The organism is Mangrovivirga halotolerans (genome assembly GCF_026241165.1).
In the GTDB taxonomy this organism is placed as follows: Bacteria; Bacteroidota; Bacteroidia; order Cytophagales; family Cyclobacteriaceae; genus Mangrovivirga; species Mangrovivirga halotolerans.
In genome coordinates this window covers 1-18,516 of record NZ_JAPFQN010000009.1, presented here as the reverse complement: position 1 = coordinate 18,516, position 18,516 = coordinate 1, and the positions used below count along the sequence as shown (strand labels likewise).

At 34.6% G+C, this 18,516-nt stretch carries 16 protein-coding genes; 2 read left to right on the top strand and 14 right to left on the bottom strand.

Annotated elements, in window-relative coordinates; all coding sequences use genetic code 11:
• Positions 1–5: 5 nt before the first annotated feature.
• The 10 genes from OO013_RS15025 to OO013_RS14980 form a co-directional block, all read right to left on the bottom strand.
• Positions 6–815 carry a cytidylyltransferase domain-containing protein gene (locus tag OO013_RS15025; RefSeq protein WP_266057743.1) on the bottom strand — a complete coding sequence of 270 codons (810 nt, stop codon included), beginning with the start codon at positions 813–815 and terminating at the stop codon, positions 6–8.
• On the bottom strand, positions 812–1,879 hold the full coding sequence (locus OO013_RS15020; RefSeq protein ID WP_266057742.1) for an N-acetylneuraminate synthase family protein: 1,068 nt from the start codon (positions 1,877–1,879) through the stop codon (positions 812–814). Before OO013_RS15020 ends, OO013_RS15025 begins: the two co-directional genes overlap by 4 nt.
• Positions 1,880–2,926 (bottom strand): nucleotidyltransferase family protein, encoded by a 1,047-nt coding sequence (locus OO013_RS15015; RefSeq protein WP_266057741.1) that lies wholly within the window; start codon positions 2,924–2,926, stop codon positions 1,880–1,882.
• Positions 2,913–4,016, bottom strand: coding sequence for a UDP-N-acetylglucosamine 2-epimerase (neuC, locus tag OO013_RS15010; protein ID WP_266057740.1), 1,104 nt, complete (start codon positions 4,014–4,016; stop codon positions 2,913–2,915). Before neuC ends, OO013_RS15015 begins: the two co-directional genes overlap by 14 nt.
• An 18-nt stretch (positions 4,017–4,034) precedes the next feature.
• A complete protein-coding gene (gene neuB / locus OO013_RS15005; protein WP_266057739.1) occupies positions 4,035–5,057 on the bottom strand; it encodes an N-acetylneuraminate synthase in 1,023 nt (340 codons plus the stop codon).
• Between the two features lie 7 nt (positions 5,058–5,064).
• Entirely contained in the window at positions 5,065–6,057 is a 993-nt protein-coding gene (locus OO013_RS15000) for an NAD-dependent 4,6-dehydratase LegB (RefSeq protein ID WP_266057738.1), read from the bottom strand.
• A gap of 5 nt (positions 6,058–6,062) precedes the next feature.
• Positions 6,063–8,465, bottom strand: a complete 2,403-nt coding sequence (locus OO013_RS20305; RefSeq protein ID WP_266057737.1) for a GumC family protein — start codon at positions 8,463–8,465, stop codon at positions 6,063–6,065.
• Between the two features lie 7 nt (positions 8,466–8,472).
• A complete protein-coding gene (locus OO013_RS14990) occupies positions 8,473–9,264 on the bottom strand; it encodes a polysaccharide biosynthesis/export family protein (RefSeq protein ID WP_266057736.1) in 792 nt (263 codons plus the stop codon).
• A gap of 8 nt (positions 9,265–9,272) precedes the next feature.
• A complete protein-coding gene (gene kdsA, locus OO013_RS14985; protein ID WP_266057735.1) occupies positions 9,273–10,100 on the bottom strand; it encodes a 3-deoxy-8-phosphooctulonate synthase in 828 nt (275 codons plus the stop codon).
• A gap of 127 nt (positions 10,101–10,227) precedes the next feature.
• Positions 10,228–11,190, bottom strand: coding sequence for an SDR family oxidoreductase (locus OO013_RS14980; protein ID WP_266057734.1), 963 nt, complete (start codon positions 11,188–11,190; stop codon positions 10,228–10,230).
• Positions 11,191–11,806: 616 nt separating this feature from the next.
• Between OO013_RS14980 and OO013_RS14975 the strand changes: the two genes are divergently transcribed.
• Positions 11,807–11,935: a hypothetical protein gene (locus tag OO013_RS14975; protein WP_266057733.1), complete on the top strand. Its 129-nt coding sequence runs from the start codon at positions 11,807–11,809 to the stop codon at positions 11,933–11,935.
• 766 nt (positions 11,936–12,701) lie between these two features.
• Here the strand turns inward: OO013_RS14975 and OO013_RS14970 are convergent.
• The 4 genes from OO013_RS14970 to OO013_RS14955 all read right to left on the bottom strand — a co-directional run bounded on the left by OO013_RS14970 (position 12,702) and on the right by OO013_RS14955 (position 17,204).
• Complete coding sequence (locus tag OO013_RS14970) at positions 12,702–13,502, bottom strand: TIGR00266 family protein (protein WP_266057732.1); 801 nt, start codon at positions 13,500–13,502, stop codon at positions 12,702–12,704.
• A 410-nt stretch (positions 13,503–13,912) separates the two neighbouring features.
• Positions 13,913–14,290 carry a GxxExxY protein gene (locus OO013_RS14965; protein ID WP_266057731.1) on the bottom strand — a complete coding sequence of 126 codons (378 nt, stop codon included), beginning with the start codon at positions 14,288–14,290 and terminating at the stop codon, positions 13,913–13,915.
• Positions 14,291–14,395: 105 nt separating this feature from the next.
• Positions 14,396–14,776 (bottom strand): hypothetical protein, encoded by a 381-nt coding sequence (locus OO013_RS14960; protein ID WP_266057730.1) that lies wholly within the window; start codon positions 14,774–14,776, stop codon positions 14,396–14,398.
• Position 14,777: 1 nt separating this feature from the next.
• Positions 14,778–17,204 (bottom strand): penicillin acylase family protein, encoded by a 2,427-nt coding sequence (locus tag OO013_RS14955; protein WP_266057729.1) that lies wholly within the window; start codon positions 17,202–17,204, stop codon positions 14,778–14,780.
• Positions 17,205–17,381: 177 nt separating this feature from the next.
• Here OO013_RS14955 and OO013_RS14950 point away from each other — a divergent pair, with 177 nt between their 5' ends.
• Entirely contained in the window at positions 17,382–17,918 is a 537-nt protein-coding gene (locus OO013_RS14950; RefSeq protein WP_266057728.1) for a KdsC family phosphatase, read from the top strand.
• The last annotated feature ends 598 nt before the right edge of the window (positions 17,919–18,516 follow it).

Sequence of the window (18,516 nt, the reverse complement as noted above, 5' to 3'; positions counted from 1 at the left end):
ATTAATTAAAATTGATTTTTATAAATCTTTTCCTTCCGCTTTATTATTTGGTCATGATTTTTCTGATAAAAATCATTTATCCTCGCGATAATGTATTCATCAACTGTTGCTTGAACCTTTTCTGAATTAATGAGTTTTAAATCTGGATCTTTTTCAAATAAGGAATCAACATCATAAATATTGGGAATATAATCAGATGAAAAGTTTTTAAAAATTTCATTGATAAGAATAAAATCTTCTTGATAATCTATGGTCAATCTTAAATTTGAATCAATATTTTTCAAAGTTTGGTTTATGCATTTGACATTAAAAACCTCCGGTCTATTTATTAAGTAACCCCATATTTCAGTATCAACTTCCTCTTTAATCTCACAAATTAGTTCCAATGCTTTAACATTAATCCCATATACAGAACAACCAATAGGTAGTCCTTCTGTATAAATAAAATCAGTATTAAAATCATTTTTGAACTCATTAACTACCTGATTCGCATTTTCAATTGAAAACAAAGGATTCTCACCGGTTATACTCACTATATAGTCCAACCCAAAAAATCTAGCAGCATTATACATTCTTCCTAACACATCTTCTTCTGATCCTAAAAAATAATGAATATTATTATCCAGGCATATATCGGTTAGAATGCTATCCTGCGAATTAGTTGAAGTACACAAAACTACCTTATCAATATTCCTGATATTCTTAGTTCTGTTTATAACATGTTCAACCACTGATTTACCATTTAAATCCATAATTAATTTAAGTGGTAATCTCGAAGATTTTAGTCTTGCTGTAATTAATACTCCTATTTTCATTTCTCCGTTACAAAAAATTGTGACACATCTGGTTTTTTATATTTATATTCTATCAGGTTATAATTAATAGGAGTATCCTTATCTATATTTTGTTTGGTAACTGCACCCAAAATGGAAAATATTTCATTTTGCTTTACAGGTACACTATTGTTTGTTCTTTTATATGCTAAATCAGTAATTTCAATCTTTTGTCCTTTCCCTATATCTTTTGCCGCTACTAGTGCTTTTTTCATTGGCCCCACGTTACCATAAGCCTTTTCACTATCACTCATATCCAATCTTTTATGATATGAAAAAGCTTCAAAAGCTACATTCATTAAGTTTCGAATCTCTTTTAATTGATCTACACTTACAGCTGCCTGAGAATCAATTCGTTTTTTACTAGTATCTAGTGTAAAATGCTTTTCAAGAATATTGAACCCGGAAGCTACTCCCATTGTGCTGATAAACGAATTATATTTATCGTTCGGATCTGTATGATCAGCATATCCTACAGGTAATTTATATAAGTCTCTCAACACTGATAACTTTGATAAAATAGCATCTTTATAGTTTGTTGGATATGACTGAAATCCGTGCATTAATATTAAGTTTTCAATACCTTTATTTTTTAAATATGATATTGCAAATTCTATTTCATCAAATGTTGAACCACCAGTGCCAAGAAATACGGAAGAGGTGAATTTTGATGCTTCCTCTAATAGAAATATGTCATTAATTCCAGTAGCATGTATTTCTATACCTAAAACACTATTTTCATCCTGCTTCTTTACCCATCTTATTGCTTTTACATCATTACATAAGTAAATAGGTTTGATTCCTTTTTTTAAACAATAAGAATGAATCTCATTCCAATCATTTTCAGGTATAATCATATTTTCGAGTACTTCGTATGCTTCATGATCTTTAATGAAATAATCATCAAGATCAAACAATAAATGAAACTTTAAAGCATCTACTCCTGCATTGACTCCTTCATCAATCAACTTAATTAAATAATTCAATTCTCCTTGATGATGAAAAGCAGTTTCTCCTATTAAAAATGGTTTATTATAATTATTCATCTATATCTTCAATTTTATAATATCTTGTTGGGCTTTATTGTAATCTTCATGTTTACCTATATCCAGCCAATATCCTAATAAAGGATATGAATGAACTTTGTTGGAGCTTTTTATCAGTTTTTCCATCAAATCAGTCGCATTGAAAAATTCATTTTCAGGAATTAAGTCTAATACACTTTTTTTAACCAAATAAATACCGCCATTTGAATAGTATGTATAAGTAGGTTTTTCTTTAAAATCATGAACCTGACTATCATTAGTTTCCAGTACTGCATAGGGTATGTCTACCTTGTAAGGAATTGTTACAACAGACATATCAGCCCCGGATTCTAAAAATTGCATGTAAAAATCTTCGTAATCCAGATCAGTTAGTAAATCAGAATTTGTTACTAATACAGTATCATGTTTGAAATTTTTTATTGATTTTACTGCTCCAATGGTTCCTAACGGTTCACTCTCCGTAACATACTGAATATTAACACCTTTCTGGGACCCATCATCAAAATATTCTTTTATTTGATCTCCAAGATATCTGATAGACAACCACAAATCATCAATACCAAAACTATTAAGCCTGTCAATATTATGTTCAATAATAGGTTTATCTCCAACTTTCAATAAGGGTTTTGGAGTATTATCTGTAAGTGGTCTCAATCTCGAGCCCCTGCCTCCTGCCATAATCACTGCATCAATTGGAAGATAGGATTTCTTTTTTCGAAAGTTAACCACATTAACAACGGTATGATCACTTTCTACTACAGGAATAATTTTATAATTATTTTTTCTATAATTAATTACTTCAGAAATATTATTTTCACCCTTTTTGAAGAATTTCGGATTAGATTGAATAATATCATCTACCTGAGCATCTATCTGTATCCCTTTAATTAACCCCCTTCTTACATCTCCATCAGTTAAAGAACCGATCAATTTATTACTATCGTCAACGACAAACAAAATTGCATCACTTGCTAATTCATTTAACTGTACTAACGCATCCTTTATTTTTGTTCCTTTAGGAATTAAGTGCCTTTTAAAATCCGTCATAGTCTTTTATAATATTGATCACTTTTTGGATTGAATTCTCTTTAAAATATTTGTTATCCCCTTGATATTGATCTAAAGAATTAATCTCTTTAACTTTTGCTATAATCCTGTTAAAATTAAAATCAACATCCAGTGTGTTCGAACTACGAATTCTTCCTTTCTGTCTATCACCAACATTAATGACATATTTATTAAAGGAAGCTGCTTCAATAATTCCACTTGAACTATTACCCAGCAGTAACTTGGAGTACTTCATTGCTGCATAGTAATTTTCAGCTCCAAAATTTTCAATTAATGTAACACTATTTGGAAATACAGTTTTTAATTCAGCCCATGCATTTCTATATATTGACCCTAGTGTATCACTATTTGGCATCGTAATCACAATGTGATAATCTTTCCCGAGATTTTTTAGTGCCTCATAGATCTCTAAAGAATACTTCTTATTAGCATCAACATTTTTTGTCTCTGGGTGGATAGTAACTAAAATATAATCCTCATTAGGAATGTTATATTTATTCCTGAATTCATCATTAGATAATAATTTTAATTTACTAATCTTATCCAAAGCAATCGAACCTACATTATAAACACCTTCTGAGGTTCCGATTAATTCAACTACTCTATTATAATAATCTTTTGTAGCTGTAAAATGGATTTGTGATGCAAGAGTTATTTGATGTCTGTAAATATTATCAATCGCACCAAGTGATTCTTCACCACCATGAAAATGAGCGAATTTAACATTATAAGGTATTCCTGCCTGTAATGCAGCATTCATTTCATATCGATCACCTAAACATAATACAAGATCAAATGAGCTATTATTCCAAAAGTCAGCAAATTTCTGGACAGTTAAGCCATAAGAAGAAGCAATTGAATTGACATCATCATTAGCTAAAACCGTATTAATTTGATGAATTGGCACGGTAAATTCTGATCTGATTTCATCTATTGTAAACCCATGAAATTTAGAAAGATGAGTACCAAATGCAATTATTTCAAAATCTATAAGCTCCGATATCTCTTTCAGAAGCTGTTTATATATTCCAAAGTCAGCTCTTGAACTAGTTAGTACGCCTATTTTCATAAATTACAGTTTTTGAGATCAATTAGAAATATCTCTCCAATCCAGCATATGATTAGCTTCAAGATCAGTCGTCACCTTTTTACCAAGGATACGCTCCCATTCCATGGGAGAAATACCGTCACCAGGTCTTAAGCTTATTAAGTTGGATTCAATAATTTCTTCCCCTTTTTTTAATGGTTTTATAATATGAATACTTTTACGCGCAATTTGTTTATTCTTTATTTCACTTGGTGACACCTCTTTAATTCCTGATCCTGATGTAGCTTTTTCTATATTTCTAATGGCCCGAACCATATCTTTTAATTCATTTGGCTCAAGTGAGGCTACATGATCCGGCCCTTCCATTGTTCGATCAAGAGTAAAATGTTTTTCAATAACTGAAGCACCTAATGCAACGGCAGCCGTAGGTACTTCAATTCCCAAAGTATGGTCTGAATATCCTACATTAACATCAAAAGCAGCTTTAATAGAATTCATCGCATGAAGATTAACATCTTCCATTGGGGTAGGATACTGAGTATTACAGTGTAAAACTGTTAGATTTTCTTTTTTCAATCCATGTTCAATTAATAATTGAATGGCAGATTCAATTTCCCCATAATTAGCCATACCTGTTGAAAGAATCAATTTTGAACCTGTTTGAGCAAGAGCTTTTAAATAAGGGTAATTAGTGATTTCTCCACTTGGACATTTAAATAAATCAATACCAATATTTTGTAAATAATTTATACTCTCAACATCAAAAGGGCTTGAAGTGAATTTTATACCTTGCTTCTCTGCATATCCTTTTAATTCAATATGATCTGAATGAGAAAGCTCTAACCTTTTCAACATTTCATATTGCGAAATTTGATCATCATTAAGATTCAAAGATTGATAATCAGCCTTCTTGGCTTTATAACTTACAATTTTTTCAGCCTTAAATGTCTGAAACTTAACATAATCAGCTCCTGCATCAGCTGCGGATACTATGAGTTGTTTAGCAATCTCAATATCACCGTTATGATTTACGCCTGCTTCAGCAATTATCAATGTTCTCATCTAAGTTTTATATATTATATATATCTGCTTTATAATTCTTCAAGTTTTCCTCTTGTGAAAACCACTCTATAGTTTCAGCCAATCCTGTCTCCAAGGTATAATTCGGGGTCCAATCAGTAAGTTCTTTAATTTTCTTTGCCGAACCAAATAACCTGTATACCTCACTTTTTTCCGGTCTCATCCTTTCATTATCGGTAACAATTCTAGCTTCAGGATTAATTTGATCTATCATAGTCTGAGCCAATTCTCGCATGGATATTTCAGATTCAGTAGCAATATTTATATGCTCACCGATTGTTTTGTCAGATTTTGCTATCTCTATAAACCCTCTTGCAGTATCCTTCACAAACAATAGATCTCTGGTTGGCCTTAAGTCACCTAGTTTTATTTCATTCTTATTATTTAGCAACTGCGAAATAATAGTAGGAATGATTGCTCTGGCTGATTGACGGGGTCCATAAGTATTAAATGGCCTGACAATGGTAAGTGGCAGATCAAAACTTCTGTAAAAAGATTCTGCTATACAATCTGCACCAATTTTTGATGCTGAATATGGTGATTGTGGTTGTTTCGGATGATCTTCAGTTATTGGAACAAACTGAGCAGTTCCATATACTTCTGAGGTAGAAGTAACCAGAATTCTTTCTATTCCCAGATCCTTTGCTGCTTGAATAATGTTAAGAGTACCTTTAACATTAGTATCAATATATGAATCAGGAGAATGATAACTAAAAGGGATAGCAATCAGAGCTGCAAGATGAAAAACCACATCAACACCTTTCATAGCGGTCCGAACACCATTAGGATCACGAATATCCCCAGAGAATATCTCTACTTGAGATAAAGTATCTTTTGACAAAGTATCAAGCCAACCCCATGAATTAAATGAATTATAATAAACAAATGCTTTTACCTGGTAACCTTCTTTAATCAATAATTCAGTTAAGTGGCTACCGATAAATCCATCAGCTCCAGTAATCAAAACTTTTTTATTCTGCATATGTTCTATTCTTCGTAATATCCGCCTTGTGATGATTTCTTATTATTATAACCATAACCATAGCCATAACCATAGCCATAACCATAGCCGTAGCCATAGCCCATACCCCCTTTTCTAATATCATTAAGTATGATACTCACATTTCTTAGCAATCCTTTTTCATAAATTTCCTGAGAGGTTCTAAGCACATTTTTTGGAGAATAACCCTGCCGGACTATATAAAGAGTATGATCAGCATGTTTAGTAATTTCCAATGCATCAGCAACTATTCCAACTGGTGGTGTATCAATTATGATATTATCAAAATCATGGTGTAATTCTTTTAATAAGCTACCGAATTGCTTGCTCATTAACAATTCACTTGGGTTTGGTGGTACCGGTCCACCTGAAATAAGGAATAAATTTTCAATCTCAGATTCCTGAATAACATTTTGCAGTTCAGACATACCTGACAAATATGTACTTAAACCCTGATCATTTGATAAATTTAAATCCCCATATATTCTGGGCTTCCGAAGATCAGCACCAATAATTACTGTTTTCCTCCCCGCATAGGCCATAATAGTTGCCAGGTTTAAACTAGTAAAAGTCTTCCCTTCCCCTGCTATGGAAGAAGTGACCATAATAATTTTTTTATCCTTCTGACCAATGAAATAATTTAAATTGGTCCGAACGGACCTGAATGCTTCTGAAATGGCTGATTTTGGTTTTTGAGCCACTACTAAAGATCCTTCGATGTCGGTATGACCAATTCCTCCTATAACCGGAATTGTTGTAATACGATCGATATCTTCCTTAGATTGGATCTTATTGTCTAACAATTCAAGCAATACGAATAAAGCTAATGGAAGAATTAATCCAATACTTCCAGCTACAGCATAATTACGGGTTGGTTGGGGCACTATTGCTCCACCCCTTTGCATTGGAGGATTGACCATCTCTACATCAGCAGTAGTACTAGCAACTGAAATTCCTGCTTCAGCTCGTTTTTGCAATAAGTATGTATAAAGTCCTTCAAGTAAATTATAATTTCGTTGAATATTAATCAATTGCCGTTGGGCGATTGGTAATTTATAAAGTTCTTTATCTAATCTTGAAATAAGAGTATTTAAATGGTTGACAGTAATATTATTAGTCTGTCTAAGATTACGCACACTTTCTAAAATATTGGATTGAATATTTTTTATTCTTTGCTTACCCTGGATATATAACGGGTTCTTTTCTCCTCCATTAACTAGGGCCGTGTTCATTTCTAACTGAATATCTACAATCTTGCTCACCAAACTGGTCAATAAAGCATCATCAATACCTACTGAAGATGGTAAAATTATCTGGTCTAAATTCTCTCCATTTTCTATATATTTCACCAAATAGTTATAATAGGTTTCTTTGGCTATAATTTCAGTTTTTCTGGATTCAAGATCGTCTATTTTTTGGTAAATTCGTTCTGCTTCAGCATCCAAATTTGTAATACCATTACTTTGTTTAAACCGTTCTAATTGTCCTTCAAAAAACACTAGAGAATCAGAGATATTTTCTAATTGCTCATCAATAAATTGTATCGACCTACTAGCAGCCTGGCTCTTTTTCCGTATAGAATAGTCTACATAATTCTCTACAATTCCCTTTATAAATGCAATATCCTTATGTGGATATGGTCCGGTCATTGAAATGTCAACCACCCCACTACCTTGTTCTGCCCAGTCAACTTTAAGCCTTTTAACATATCCCCAAACCATTTCTGAAGGTTTTTTAAAGCTTAGAGTATAACTTATATTCTTGTAAGAACTTATAGATATATTTGTTTTACGCCCAATTAGCTTAACCCCCCTATATTTTATTGTATCACCGATATTAAATTTGGTGAGATCTTTTTTGCTTAATTCTTCTCCATTATTAGGGGCAAGTCCAAAATGCTGATCATCAATCAGAAATAACTTAAATGATTTACCATAAGCCTTCTCTTTATTTCCCACCAGATAAAATTCAAATGGGAAGTTATTATGAAAGTCTTTTGTTTTAAAATCACCCACCCTTAAAACTGAAACTTCAAAATTAAGATTTTCAAGTGTTTGATTCACCAGTGGATAAGAACGTAAAATATATAATTCATTCAAGTAGTTTTTGTAATTATTTACAAATGGATTATTATATAAAAGTTTTGCTCCATTTAACTCAGATTGAGTCTCTTTAATAATTACTGACGAAATTACATTATAAATTCTTACTGTATATAAATTGATAAAGTAGGCTATTGTTAATGCTGCTAATACAGATAAGATTATTATATACCAGAATTTCAAGGCTCTGGAGAGAACTCTTTTTATATCTATATGCAGGCCACCTCCTGATGATTTCACTGGAGTGGATTGTTCACTTTCAAACTCTTTAAAATCTATATCAGCCACAGTATCTTTAATTGATTAAGTTAAGAGCTAATAAAACAACCGATACAGTAGAGACAAATAATGCGAGGTTCTGACCGAAATATCTTCTCATTGGACGTTGTCTTAGTGGAGGAACAATTAAAATGTCTCCTTGATGAATATAATAATAAGGAGATGTCATTATATCCTCTTTAAGCATATCGATATAAATCACATTAGTCTCTCCCCCATTAGATCGAATTAATTTTACCTGACTTCTATCTGCCAGTTCACCAAATCCCCCTGCTAATGCTATAGCTTCAGGTAAGGATACTCTATGATTTTGTACTGTTACCGTCTGTTCATTATCAACTTCTCCTAAAATTGAAAATCTAAAATTTAAAACGCGAATTCTCACAACAGGCTCAGCTACATATTGTGCAGCCAATTCTTTAATTTCATCTTGCACCTGAAAAATTGTTTTCCCGGAAACTTTAATCCTCCCTACTACAGGATAATCGATCATACCTTCCGGATCGACCAATTCACCGATCATACTCTGATTTCGAGTTGCTCCTCCTTGATTTCCTTGATTTTGAGCTCTGGCAAAAAAGTCATATTCTTCACCGGTTAAACTTTGGATTCTAATAGATAATACATCCTCAGGCTGAATCAAATAAGTATAATCAGGAAGGTTATAAGTACGTATCACTGTATCTGTTGCCAGTGAATGCTGCCTTACATTTACATCATCATGCTGCATGTATTGCACCTTTTTATTGGTAACACACGAGCTGGTAAGTATGATCAAAAATAAAAATGCCGTATTAAAAAATTTCATTTACGGATCTATTCGTTAGTCAATGACCAAATGGTCTTTAATTGTGTTAAAAATTTCGCCATCTCTGCTAATGGAACCATATTAGGTCCATCGCTTAATGCTTTTGATGGTTCGGGATGAGTCTCGATAAAAAATCCGTCCACCCCGGCAGCTGCGGCTGCTTTTGCTAAATATGGAGCAAATTGTCGCTGCCCGCCACTGCTACCTCCAAGTCCTCCCGGTTGTTGTACACTGTGCGTCACATCAAATACTACCGGAGCATACTGCCTCATAATTGGTAATGATCGCACATCAACAACCAGGTTATTATAACCAAAAGTTGTACCTCTCTCGGTTAAAAATGCCTTATCTGAATTAATTGAGTTTACTTTATCTGCAGCGAACTGCATACCCTGCGGATCCATGAATTGGCCCTTCTTAATGTTTACTGCTTTTCCACTTTTCCCTGCTTCCATTAATAAGCTGGTCTGACGGCATAAAAAAGCCGGGATCTGAAGTATGTCAGCAACCTCTGAAACAGGCGCTACCTCATGAGTTTCATGGATATCTGTTACGATCGGCAGATCAAACTCATCCTTGATCCTCTGTAAAATCCTCAATGCTTCATCCACACCAATACTTCTGAATGAATCAGCACTGGTACGGTTTGCTTTATCATAAGAAGCTTTGAACACATAACTGAATCCGGTTTCTTCAGTAACCCTTTTCATGTGCTCGGCAACTTCAGCACAAATATCCCAGTTTTCAACAGCACAAGGGCCTGCCAACAACACTGGTGAATCGCCACCTAAAATTACATTTTCAGTTATCTTTACGGGATTCTTATATCTTTCCATGCAGTTTATTTTGAGCAAATCTAACTGATTTTGGCTTTAAATACTAATAAGCCTAACGTCAGTATTTTAATTGAAATATAATTATTTAGCAGGTTTTTTGAAAATCTTCATATAAAGATCCGGCAAATCAAGAATACTTCTCTTCATACCATTGATACACCTTCTCCAACCCTTCTCTGAATTTCACAGTTGGGCTATAATCTAATTTGTCTGTGATCTTTGATATATCTGCCTTACTATGTTTCACATCTCCGGGTCTCTCCGGTCCATAATTAGCATCAATATCCTTTCCAGTGATCTCCTGAAGCATCTCTACCATTTCACTTAATGTGGTTTGTTCACCACAAGCCATATTGTAGATCTGATTTAAGGCAGATTGATCTTCTGTAAATATTCCTTTAATATTGGCCTGGACTGCATTATCTACAAAAGTAAAGTCTCTTGAGGTTTTTCCATCACCATTGATTGTTGGCTGCTTTCCATCAATAAATGCTTTACAAAATATAGGAATTACCGCTGCGTATGGGTTATCCGGGTTTTGCTTCGGTCCAAATACATTAAAATATCTGAATCCTATGAAATTCAAGCCGTATGCCTTATTAAAAACATCTGCGTATAACTCTACTGCATATTTTGTTACTGCATATGGGCTTAGCGGTTTTCCGATATTATCTTCTACTTTAGGTAATGCTTTACTATCGCCATAAGTGCTTGAAGAACAGGCGAGGATTACTCTGTCAATATTATTTGTAACTGCAGAATGAAGGATATTGATGGTTCCATCAACATTAACTTCATTGGAAAGCATGGGATTTTCAATCGATCTTGGTACCGAACCTAATGCAGCCTGGTGCGAAATTGCATCATATCCGGCAGTAAGCTCTACCATCTTCTCATAATTCCTGATATCTTCTTTCTGAAATTCGAACTTTGGATGGGATTCAAATGGTTCAATATTTTCATAATATCCATTAGAAAGGTCATCTATGACTAACACTTTTGATACCCGCTCATCATCCAGTAGTGCTTCAGTAAGGTTTGATCCAATAAAGCCGGCGCCTCCTGTTACTACAATTTTCTTTCGATTCATTCTTTCGATTTATTCCTGTAAAAAGCAATTCCCAATCAGCACTTACCTCCCACTCTTCTAACCAAATGACAAACTTATTAATTATTAATGAAAAATGGGTACAAAGGTGAGTTATTAGTTAATGGTTATTTGAGATTAGTTATTGGTTATTGGTACTCTTAAAGCAAATCCAAAAACAGACCTGTACATTATACAGACAGATTTCTCCTTGCAGGTGCGCCTTTCGGCGACCAGCACAAGACGAGCGAAATGACGAGTAGAGTTTGGTTAGTGCTTTTAGTAAACTCATTATAAACTATGTAATAGGCCTGATGCTTTTCCAGGTGTTAGCACAGCGCATCTTGAACCATAAATGAATGCGATTTAAATCGCAAATATTTTAGTTCGACATGCCCTTCGGAACATGTCGAACAGCTGCTGTTTGTCTGAACTAGGATTTATAGGATATAAAGATTATAGGATGAGTTTTCTTCGTGGTTGTAAAATTCACCAAAACTGCCTATTCTTTTAATTTTGAATCTTCTATTAAATTTTACTAATCATTCCTCCTCTTCATTTTTGTCTTGATACAAATACTGACGATGCTTTCGAATGTCAGCATCCAAGAAACGAACCCATGACGATAAATGTCAGGGTAGAACAAAAAGCCCATGACGAAGCTATCACTTGTCAGGATCAAAGAATCAATACAATATCGACCCCCGAAAGCAGAGTGAGTGTGGGAGTGAGAGTGGAGAACCATTAAATTAAATTGGAACTGTAGAGGTCATATTAAACTCGTGATGTAAATAAATTGCGTCAGCAATTCTCTGCGTCCTCTGTGTTATCTGTGGTGAAAAATAAACAGCTTGCTGTTTTCCCATGCGACTTTTGCGTCTTTGCGGTGTGTTTTTTTATTCGTCTCAGGAGCAATCCTGTTAATCTATTTTTAATCTATGTAAATCCTGGTTCTTCATTTTAGAGTTAAGCACATTGATAACCAATCACTTACTAACCAAATAACTATAATTTATGCTGTTCCAGATGTTAACGCAGCGCATCTGAAATCATGAATGAATGTGATTTTAAATCGTAAATATTTTATTTCGACATGCCTTTCGGAACATATCGAACAGCTGCTTGGTATAATTGGTGAAAATAAATTTAAACAATTTATAGATTAATAAGATACTCTTGATTTAAATCAAAAATATCCTAATAGATTTCACAAACAGATTTCTCCTTGCAGGTGCGCCTTTCGGCTACCAGCACTAGACGAGCGAAATGACGAGTAGAGTTTGTTTAGTGCTTTTAGTAAACTTATTATAAACTATGTAATAGGCCTGATGCTGTTCCAGATGTTAGCGCAGCGCATCTGAAATCATAGATGAATACGATTTTAAATTGCAAATATTTTAGTTCGATATGCCTTACAGAACATGTCGAACAGCTGCAATCTTAAAACTTTGGAGCATAAAAAAATCCCGGTCAATGCTGCCCGGGATATGATTGGTTGTTAATTAGTATTTATATTAAAAGTTATTGTCTCCATCAAGCAGGTTTCCGATACCTCCCAGAATACTACCTTCTCCTTTTTGTTTTCCTCCACCTTGAGGTGCTGCAGCAAATACTCTTGAGGCTAATCTACTAAACGGTAATGACTGAATATAAACGGTACCAGGTCCTCTGAGTGTTGCATAAAACAGTCCTTCACCCCCGAATATCGAATTTTTAATTCCTCCGATAAATTCGATATCATAATCAACTGTCTGAGTGAAGCCGACCAAACAACCGGTATCTACTTTAAGTACGTCTCCGGCCTGAAGATCTTTTCTAACAATTGTTCCTCCTGCATGTACAAAGGCCATTCCATCACCTTCGAGCTTTTGCATGATAAAACCTTCTCCACCGAAGAATCCACGCCCTAACCGCTTAGAAAATTCAATACCTACTGTAACTCCTTTCGCGGCACAAAGAAAAGCATCTTTTTGGCAGATGAATTTACCGCCTTTTTCAGCCAGATCAATTGGTATAATTCGTCCCGGATACGGTGAAGCAAAACTTACTTTTTTCTTTCCACTTCCCTGGTTCAGGTAGGCAGTCATAAACAAGCTCTCACCGGTAAGCAACCTCTTTCCTGCAGAAAACAATTTGCCAAGTACCCCAGAATCCTGGTTCGAACCATCTCCAAAGATTGTCTCCATCTGGATTCCCGTTTCCATCATCATAAAACTTCCTGCTTCTGCAACAACAGCTTCCTGTGGATCTAGCTCGATCTCTACAAACTGCATTTCTTCTCCAAAGATCTCGTAATCTATTTCGTGTGACCTCATTTCTATTTTGGTTTTGGTTTAATTTTCAACTAGTCTTAAAAATAATAATCAGGAAGAAATATTGATAATATTGAGGTGGTTTTTACATGAATGGTATGAATCATTGATTCTATCTTAACAAATATAAAATTAATAACACACCGCAAAGGCGCAAAGTTCGCAAAGGAAATGCCTGAAGCCATTTCTTCTTATCTAGATTTTTATTGATCCAATTTAATAGCGAAGCTATCTTAACGTCCCTTGCTCCTTTGCGGTATATTAAAAAAATAATTCTATTTTTTTAAAGATCAGACATATCCTCTATTAATCTTTATTTACAGAACGAATAAAAAAACCAAAGGCGAAAGCTTTCATACTGACTGAATGAAATTCTTCATGAGGTCGCAAGGAATATATTTATTATTTAACCGTTAAAGGTGATTTACTATTCTTTTTATTCCATTTTTCATTAATGGCACATTAAAGTTCAGAAGTAAACCTAGCTTCAGATTTGTGAGTTTTAAATATGTTAATAGTTGAGCAGTATGAATAGGTTCTAATTCTTTTACTGATTTAATTTCTAGTATTAATTTATTCTCAATCAACAGGTCTAATCTAAATCCAGAATCTAATTTTTCATTTTTATAAGAAATAGGGACTAATATTTGACTTTTAACTTCTAAGCCTATTTTTTCCAATTCATAGATCAAACATTTTTCATATACTGATTCTAAAAGCCCTGCACCTAGCTGTTTATGAACTTCAATTGCAGCTTGCAAAACCACTTTTGAAAGTTGATTTTCATTCATTATATAGTTGATTGGTTGGATAGTATTAGAATGGTTTAGCATTCACCTTCGCGATCTCTGCGTCTTTGCGGTGTATTAAGAAATTAAATGCATTTTTTTAGTAACTTATCTTCCACCGTAATACAAATTATCTTTCCTTCGCTTCACGAGCATTCTACGGAAAGAATAACCAAGAAAACCGCCAAGCATACCACTTATTCCGGCTATTAAAGCTGTAATAACATGTAAATATATGCTGGAAGTTAAATCAAAGATACCTGCCATTCGGCTACTTAAAATTGCTTCATTCGCGGTATCTATCTGAAATGTTAAGATCAAAGAAGCCAGTACAGAACCAAAAAAAGCGGCAGCAAAAACATTCCCCAATTTCATTTCAATAGCAGCGAAAACGATTATTGAAAAAATCATCGGGCTATACCACGGCAGAAATGGGTGTAAAAAATAAACCAGCACGCCGACTAATATGGTCATTCCAAATGTTTTCATCTTAATTCTGATTAATATTTAGCTCTAATTTACTTCCTGTCAACTCTTCTTTTGTCTCTGCAAAATTCAACTGATAGTACTTACCCATTGCCCAGTCTCTAATGTACTCATTATATCCTTTGCTACCCGGATTACCACTTTGTCCTCCGGCAATAATGGCATGTGCCTCGACATTTCCCGGCTCCAGTGAAACGATCATTCGCCAGGCCGGACCATGATTCTTCTTTGTTGCATTGACGATATTACTACCTCCCCCGATATTAAGATGTTCTTCATTAAAACCTTTAAAAGCAGGAACTAAATGTTGGGCATAGGTATCTTTATAAGAAGCCCAGGTTAACGAGTCATTTCTTTGGGACATCAAGGTGTCAATAACAGTTACTGATCGGATAAAACTCGCCCTGATAGAATCATTTAAAGCTATATTAAATGTATCGAGATAAGGCTTAATTGTGCCGTTTTTCAACAATGAAGAAATAACTCCGTATTCAGGCATTTGTACCGGACCATCAAAATCTTTAACCGGCTTCCAGATCATATCATCAAGTGTATCATACCACACATTGAAATATACCGGGGCAACGAGTTCCGGATCATTCATGAAGTTCCATTCCTTAAGGGTATTGTACACTTCCATTTGTCTGTCATTTAAACCTGACTGATCAAGAGTGTCTAATAACCAGGGTAAAATCTCTTTAGCCTTCAAATTGAGATTATTTTGCTGCAGCTTTTTCATATCATCGATAGTGATGTCATTCATTGAGGTTAATTCCTCATTGATCACCCTGTTGCGATAATACTCAAAATCACCGGCTAAATACCAGTATGGATAATCAGCTGCTGTAGGAACCTGGTTAGCTGAGCTCACAAAACCTCTCTCCGGATTTAATGAAGAAGCATTATGTTCCATTGGAATATAATTTGACCAGTCATAAACACTGGAAGTTCCATCCATTACAAATTTACCTTGCTCAGGAAATTTCACAGGGAATTTACCCTGAATAGTCATTGCGATATCTCCATCTGTAGATGCAAAGACAAAGTTTTGCGCCGGTGATATATAATGCTTTAAAGCTTCCCGGTAGTCATCATAATTAGTTGCAGCATTTAATTCAATAAATGTTTTCAACTCATTACTTTTCTCATGAGAGATCCATTTCATCGCAAAACCTATTCTTGAGCTATCTCCTTTAAAGGAATCATCATACATTACCGGTCCGTGATGGGTGTAAATTACAGTATCCTTGTAGTCGTCCTTCCCTTTAACTTTGATAGTTTCAATCTTCGACCGCGTGGGATAATATTTTCCGTCGTGATAATATTGCTTTCTTTCCTTATTCTTGAATTTGATTGAATACCAATCCACTAGATCTCGACGTGCATTAGTTACTCCCCAGGCAATATTTCTGTTAAATCCACTAATCACTGCTGGAGCTCCGGGTAATGATGCTCCCATTACATCGTACCCAGGTGATTGCAAATGGATCATATACCATATTGACGGAAGCCTGAGTTTTAAGTGTGGATCATTTGCCAGGATAGGGTAACCGGATTTGGTCTTGGAGCCTGATACAGCCCAGTTATTTGAACCATTATCTTTATCTGGTTGATCCAGCATATTCTCAGGATAGATATTCACTATCGAATCAACCATTGATTGATTATATTTGTATCCATCAAAATCCCATTTCCTATCCGTATTGATTACCGGATCTTCAGATTCCAGTCTTTCAGGATACAATAGATCGAACAGTTCTTTCCCTAACTTACTATACAGGTTAGTAAACTGAAAATCATTATTTCTGTAAGCCAGATCATTGGCCATCATTTTAAGTAATAAGGCCGTTTTAAGTGGTGACCATTCCTCCGGTTCATAATTTAATATCTTATATTCTACCGGGTAATCCTTTTCTTCTAATTCAGATATATATTCATTTACGCCGGAGGTATAGGCTAGTACTGCTTCTCTTGTTTCAGGATCTCTCAACAGTTCCTGTAGCGCATTATTAGCAGAATAAGGCAGACCTTTTCTTCTCATTGACCGGTCATACTCCAATGCTATATCTCCAACAATTTCGGATATTCTTCCTGCAGCACCTCTAACTTGAAAGTCCATTTGCCAGAGCCTGTCACGCGCAGTAACATATCCCTGCGCAAAAAACATATCATATCTATTCTCTGCAAAAACATGTGGAATATTCAAGCTGTCATAAACGACTGTAACTGTACCTTTAAGAGAGTCAACCTTTATCTCGATTGTTTTTTCATTAGTATCCACAGGCTCTGAATTTTGCCAGAACCCTTCATTTAAAGACATAATCTTTCCCGGAGGCGGGACATTTGTATCACCTAATGAAATTGGATTTGAAAGGAAATATACCCATGCAAGGCATAGAGCGAGAGCGAAAAAAAATCTTAGCCAGTTCATATTGTTCTTTGATCCCTCATTAAATTGCGTAAGAATTAACAAATAACAAAAAAAACCTATTTTGCTTTTGTAAACTCTTTAATAAGTATCACAAAATATTCATTTAATACATCTTAAAAAAGTGAATTGATTTTAATAAAGAGTTAAACTACTTATTTTCCATCAAAAGAATAAATTATGAACCATTCAATTTATAGTAAAGCAAGAAAAATCAAAGTTGTATTATTTGATGTTGACGGTGTTTTGACAGACGGAGGCATTATATACAACAATGATGGAATGGAGTACAAAAGATTTCATGTTCGCGATGGACAAATAATTCGATTTTTAAAGGAATCTAATATTACTGTCGGTGCTATTACAGGTAGAAATTCAAAGGTTGTTAAAAACAGATGTGAAGAATTAAAATTAGATTTCCACTATCATGGAGCTAAAAATAAATTGGATATTTATAAAAAGATAAAGCTCGATCACAAAGCTGCCGATGATGAAGTCTGTTTTATTGGTGATGATGTGATAGACCTGCCAATACTTTCTATGGTTGGCCTGGCAGCTACCCCTCAAGATGCCCCGTCGTATATGGATAAATATGTAGACTACAGATGCGAAACAAAAGGCGGGTATGGCGTACTGAGAGAAGTGGCAGACCTGATCTTACTCAGCCAGGGTAAATTGCATGATATTTTGGATCGAATGGCGACTAAAGGAGAGTGAGAAGGAAGAGTGAGAGTGTAAGCGAGAGCGCGATTACAATTAAATATATTTGAATCTTAATAAACAGCGTTACAAACGCTGACCTCAAATCCATCCTCGTTACCCTGTGCTAAACAAGGACGATGGGAACACTTTTTAATTTTGCTACCTACGGAGAGAACAATCGTCCTCGTTTAAACCATAAGAGAAACGAGGATGCTTGAGATGGGCAATTCTATTGCTTAATTAATGCCTCTGCATGCTTGTGTCTCCACTATTAATTCGGATCACAGATCCTATGATAATAGTACGACATTGCAAATGTCGAACAGCTACTTTTTATTATGAAGATTCTTAAATAAAATAATATAACATAATTATTCAATGCTCTTTGGAATTTGTAATTCCGAAGCCTTATCCATGGATTTGCAATCCATATATACCTGAAACAGCTATATCAGCGTTGCAAACGCTGATCTCAAATCCATCCTCGTTACGCTGCCTTTACTTTACAATAAAGATAAATCTTAATAATTTATTCTAAAGGAAGACAGAGGTGAACTATGTTACGCGCAAGGAATCAAGACCTATCTCGCGCATTAGTCCTCTGTCATTCCTT

Excerpts from the sequence above, each read along its gene's own strand:
- OO013_RS15025 (WP_266057743.1), bottom strand. The coding sequence starts at position 815 with ATGAAAATAGGAGTATTAATTACAGCAAGACTAAAATCTTCGAGATTA.
- OO013_RS15020 (WP_266057742.1), bottom strand. The coding sequence starts at position 1,879 with ATGAATAATTATAATAAACCATTTTTAATAGGAGAAACTGCTTTTCAT.
- OO013_RS15015 (WP_266057741.1), bottom strand. The coding sequence starts at position 2,926 with ATGACGGATTTTAAAAGGCACTTAATTCCTAAAGGAACAAAAATAAAG.
- neuC (WP_266057740.1), bottom strand. The coding sequence starts at position 4,016 with ATGAAAATAGGCGTACTAACTAGTTCAAGAGCTGACTTTGGAATATAT.
- neuB (WP_266057739.1), bottom strand. The coding sequence starts at position 5,057 with ATGAGAACATTGATAATTGCTGAAGCAGGCGTAAATCATAACGGTGAT.
- OO013_RS15000 (WP_266057738.1), bottom strand. The coding sequence starts at position 6,057 with ATGCAGAATAAAAAAGTTTTGATTACTGGAGCTGATGGATTTATCGGT.
- OO013_RS14990 (WP_266057736.1), bottom strand. The coding sequence starts at position 9,264 with ATGAAATTTTTTAATACGGCATTTTTATTTTTGATCATACTTACCAGC.
- kdsA (WP_266057735.1), bottom strand. The coding sequence starts at position 10,100 with ATGGAAAGATATAAGAATCCCGTAAAGATAACTGAAAATGTAATTTTA.
- OO013_RS14980 (WP_266057734.1), bottom strand. The coding sequence starts at position 11,190 with ATGAATCGAAAGAAAATTGTAGTAACAGGAGGCGCCGGCTTTATTGGA.
- OO013_RS14975 (WP_266057733.1), top strand. The coding sequence starts at position 11,807 with ATGACGATAAATGTCAGGGTAGAACAAAAAGCCCATGACGAAGCTATC.
- OO013_RS14970 (WP_266057732.1), bottom strand. The coding sequence starts at position 13,502 with ATGAGGTCACACGAAATAGATTACGAGATCTTTGGAGAAGAAATGCAG.
- OO013_RS14965 (WP_266057731.1), bottom strand. The coding sequence starts at position 14,290 with ATGAATGAAAATCAACTTTCAAAAGTGGTTTTGCAAGCTGCAATTGAA.
- OO013_RS14960 (WP_266057730.1), bottom strand. The coding sequence starts at position 14,776 with ATGAAAACATTTGGAATGACCATATTAGTCGGCGTGCTGGTTTATTTT.
- OO013_RS14955 (WP_266057729.1), bottom strand. The coding sequence starts at position 17,204 with ATGAACTGGCTAAGATTTTTTTTCGCTCTCGCTCTATGCCTTGCATGG.
- OO013_RS14950 (WP_266057728.1), top strand. The coding sequence starts at position 17,382 with ATGAACCATTCAATTTATAGTAAAGCAAGAAAAATCAAAGTTGTATTA.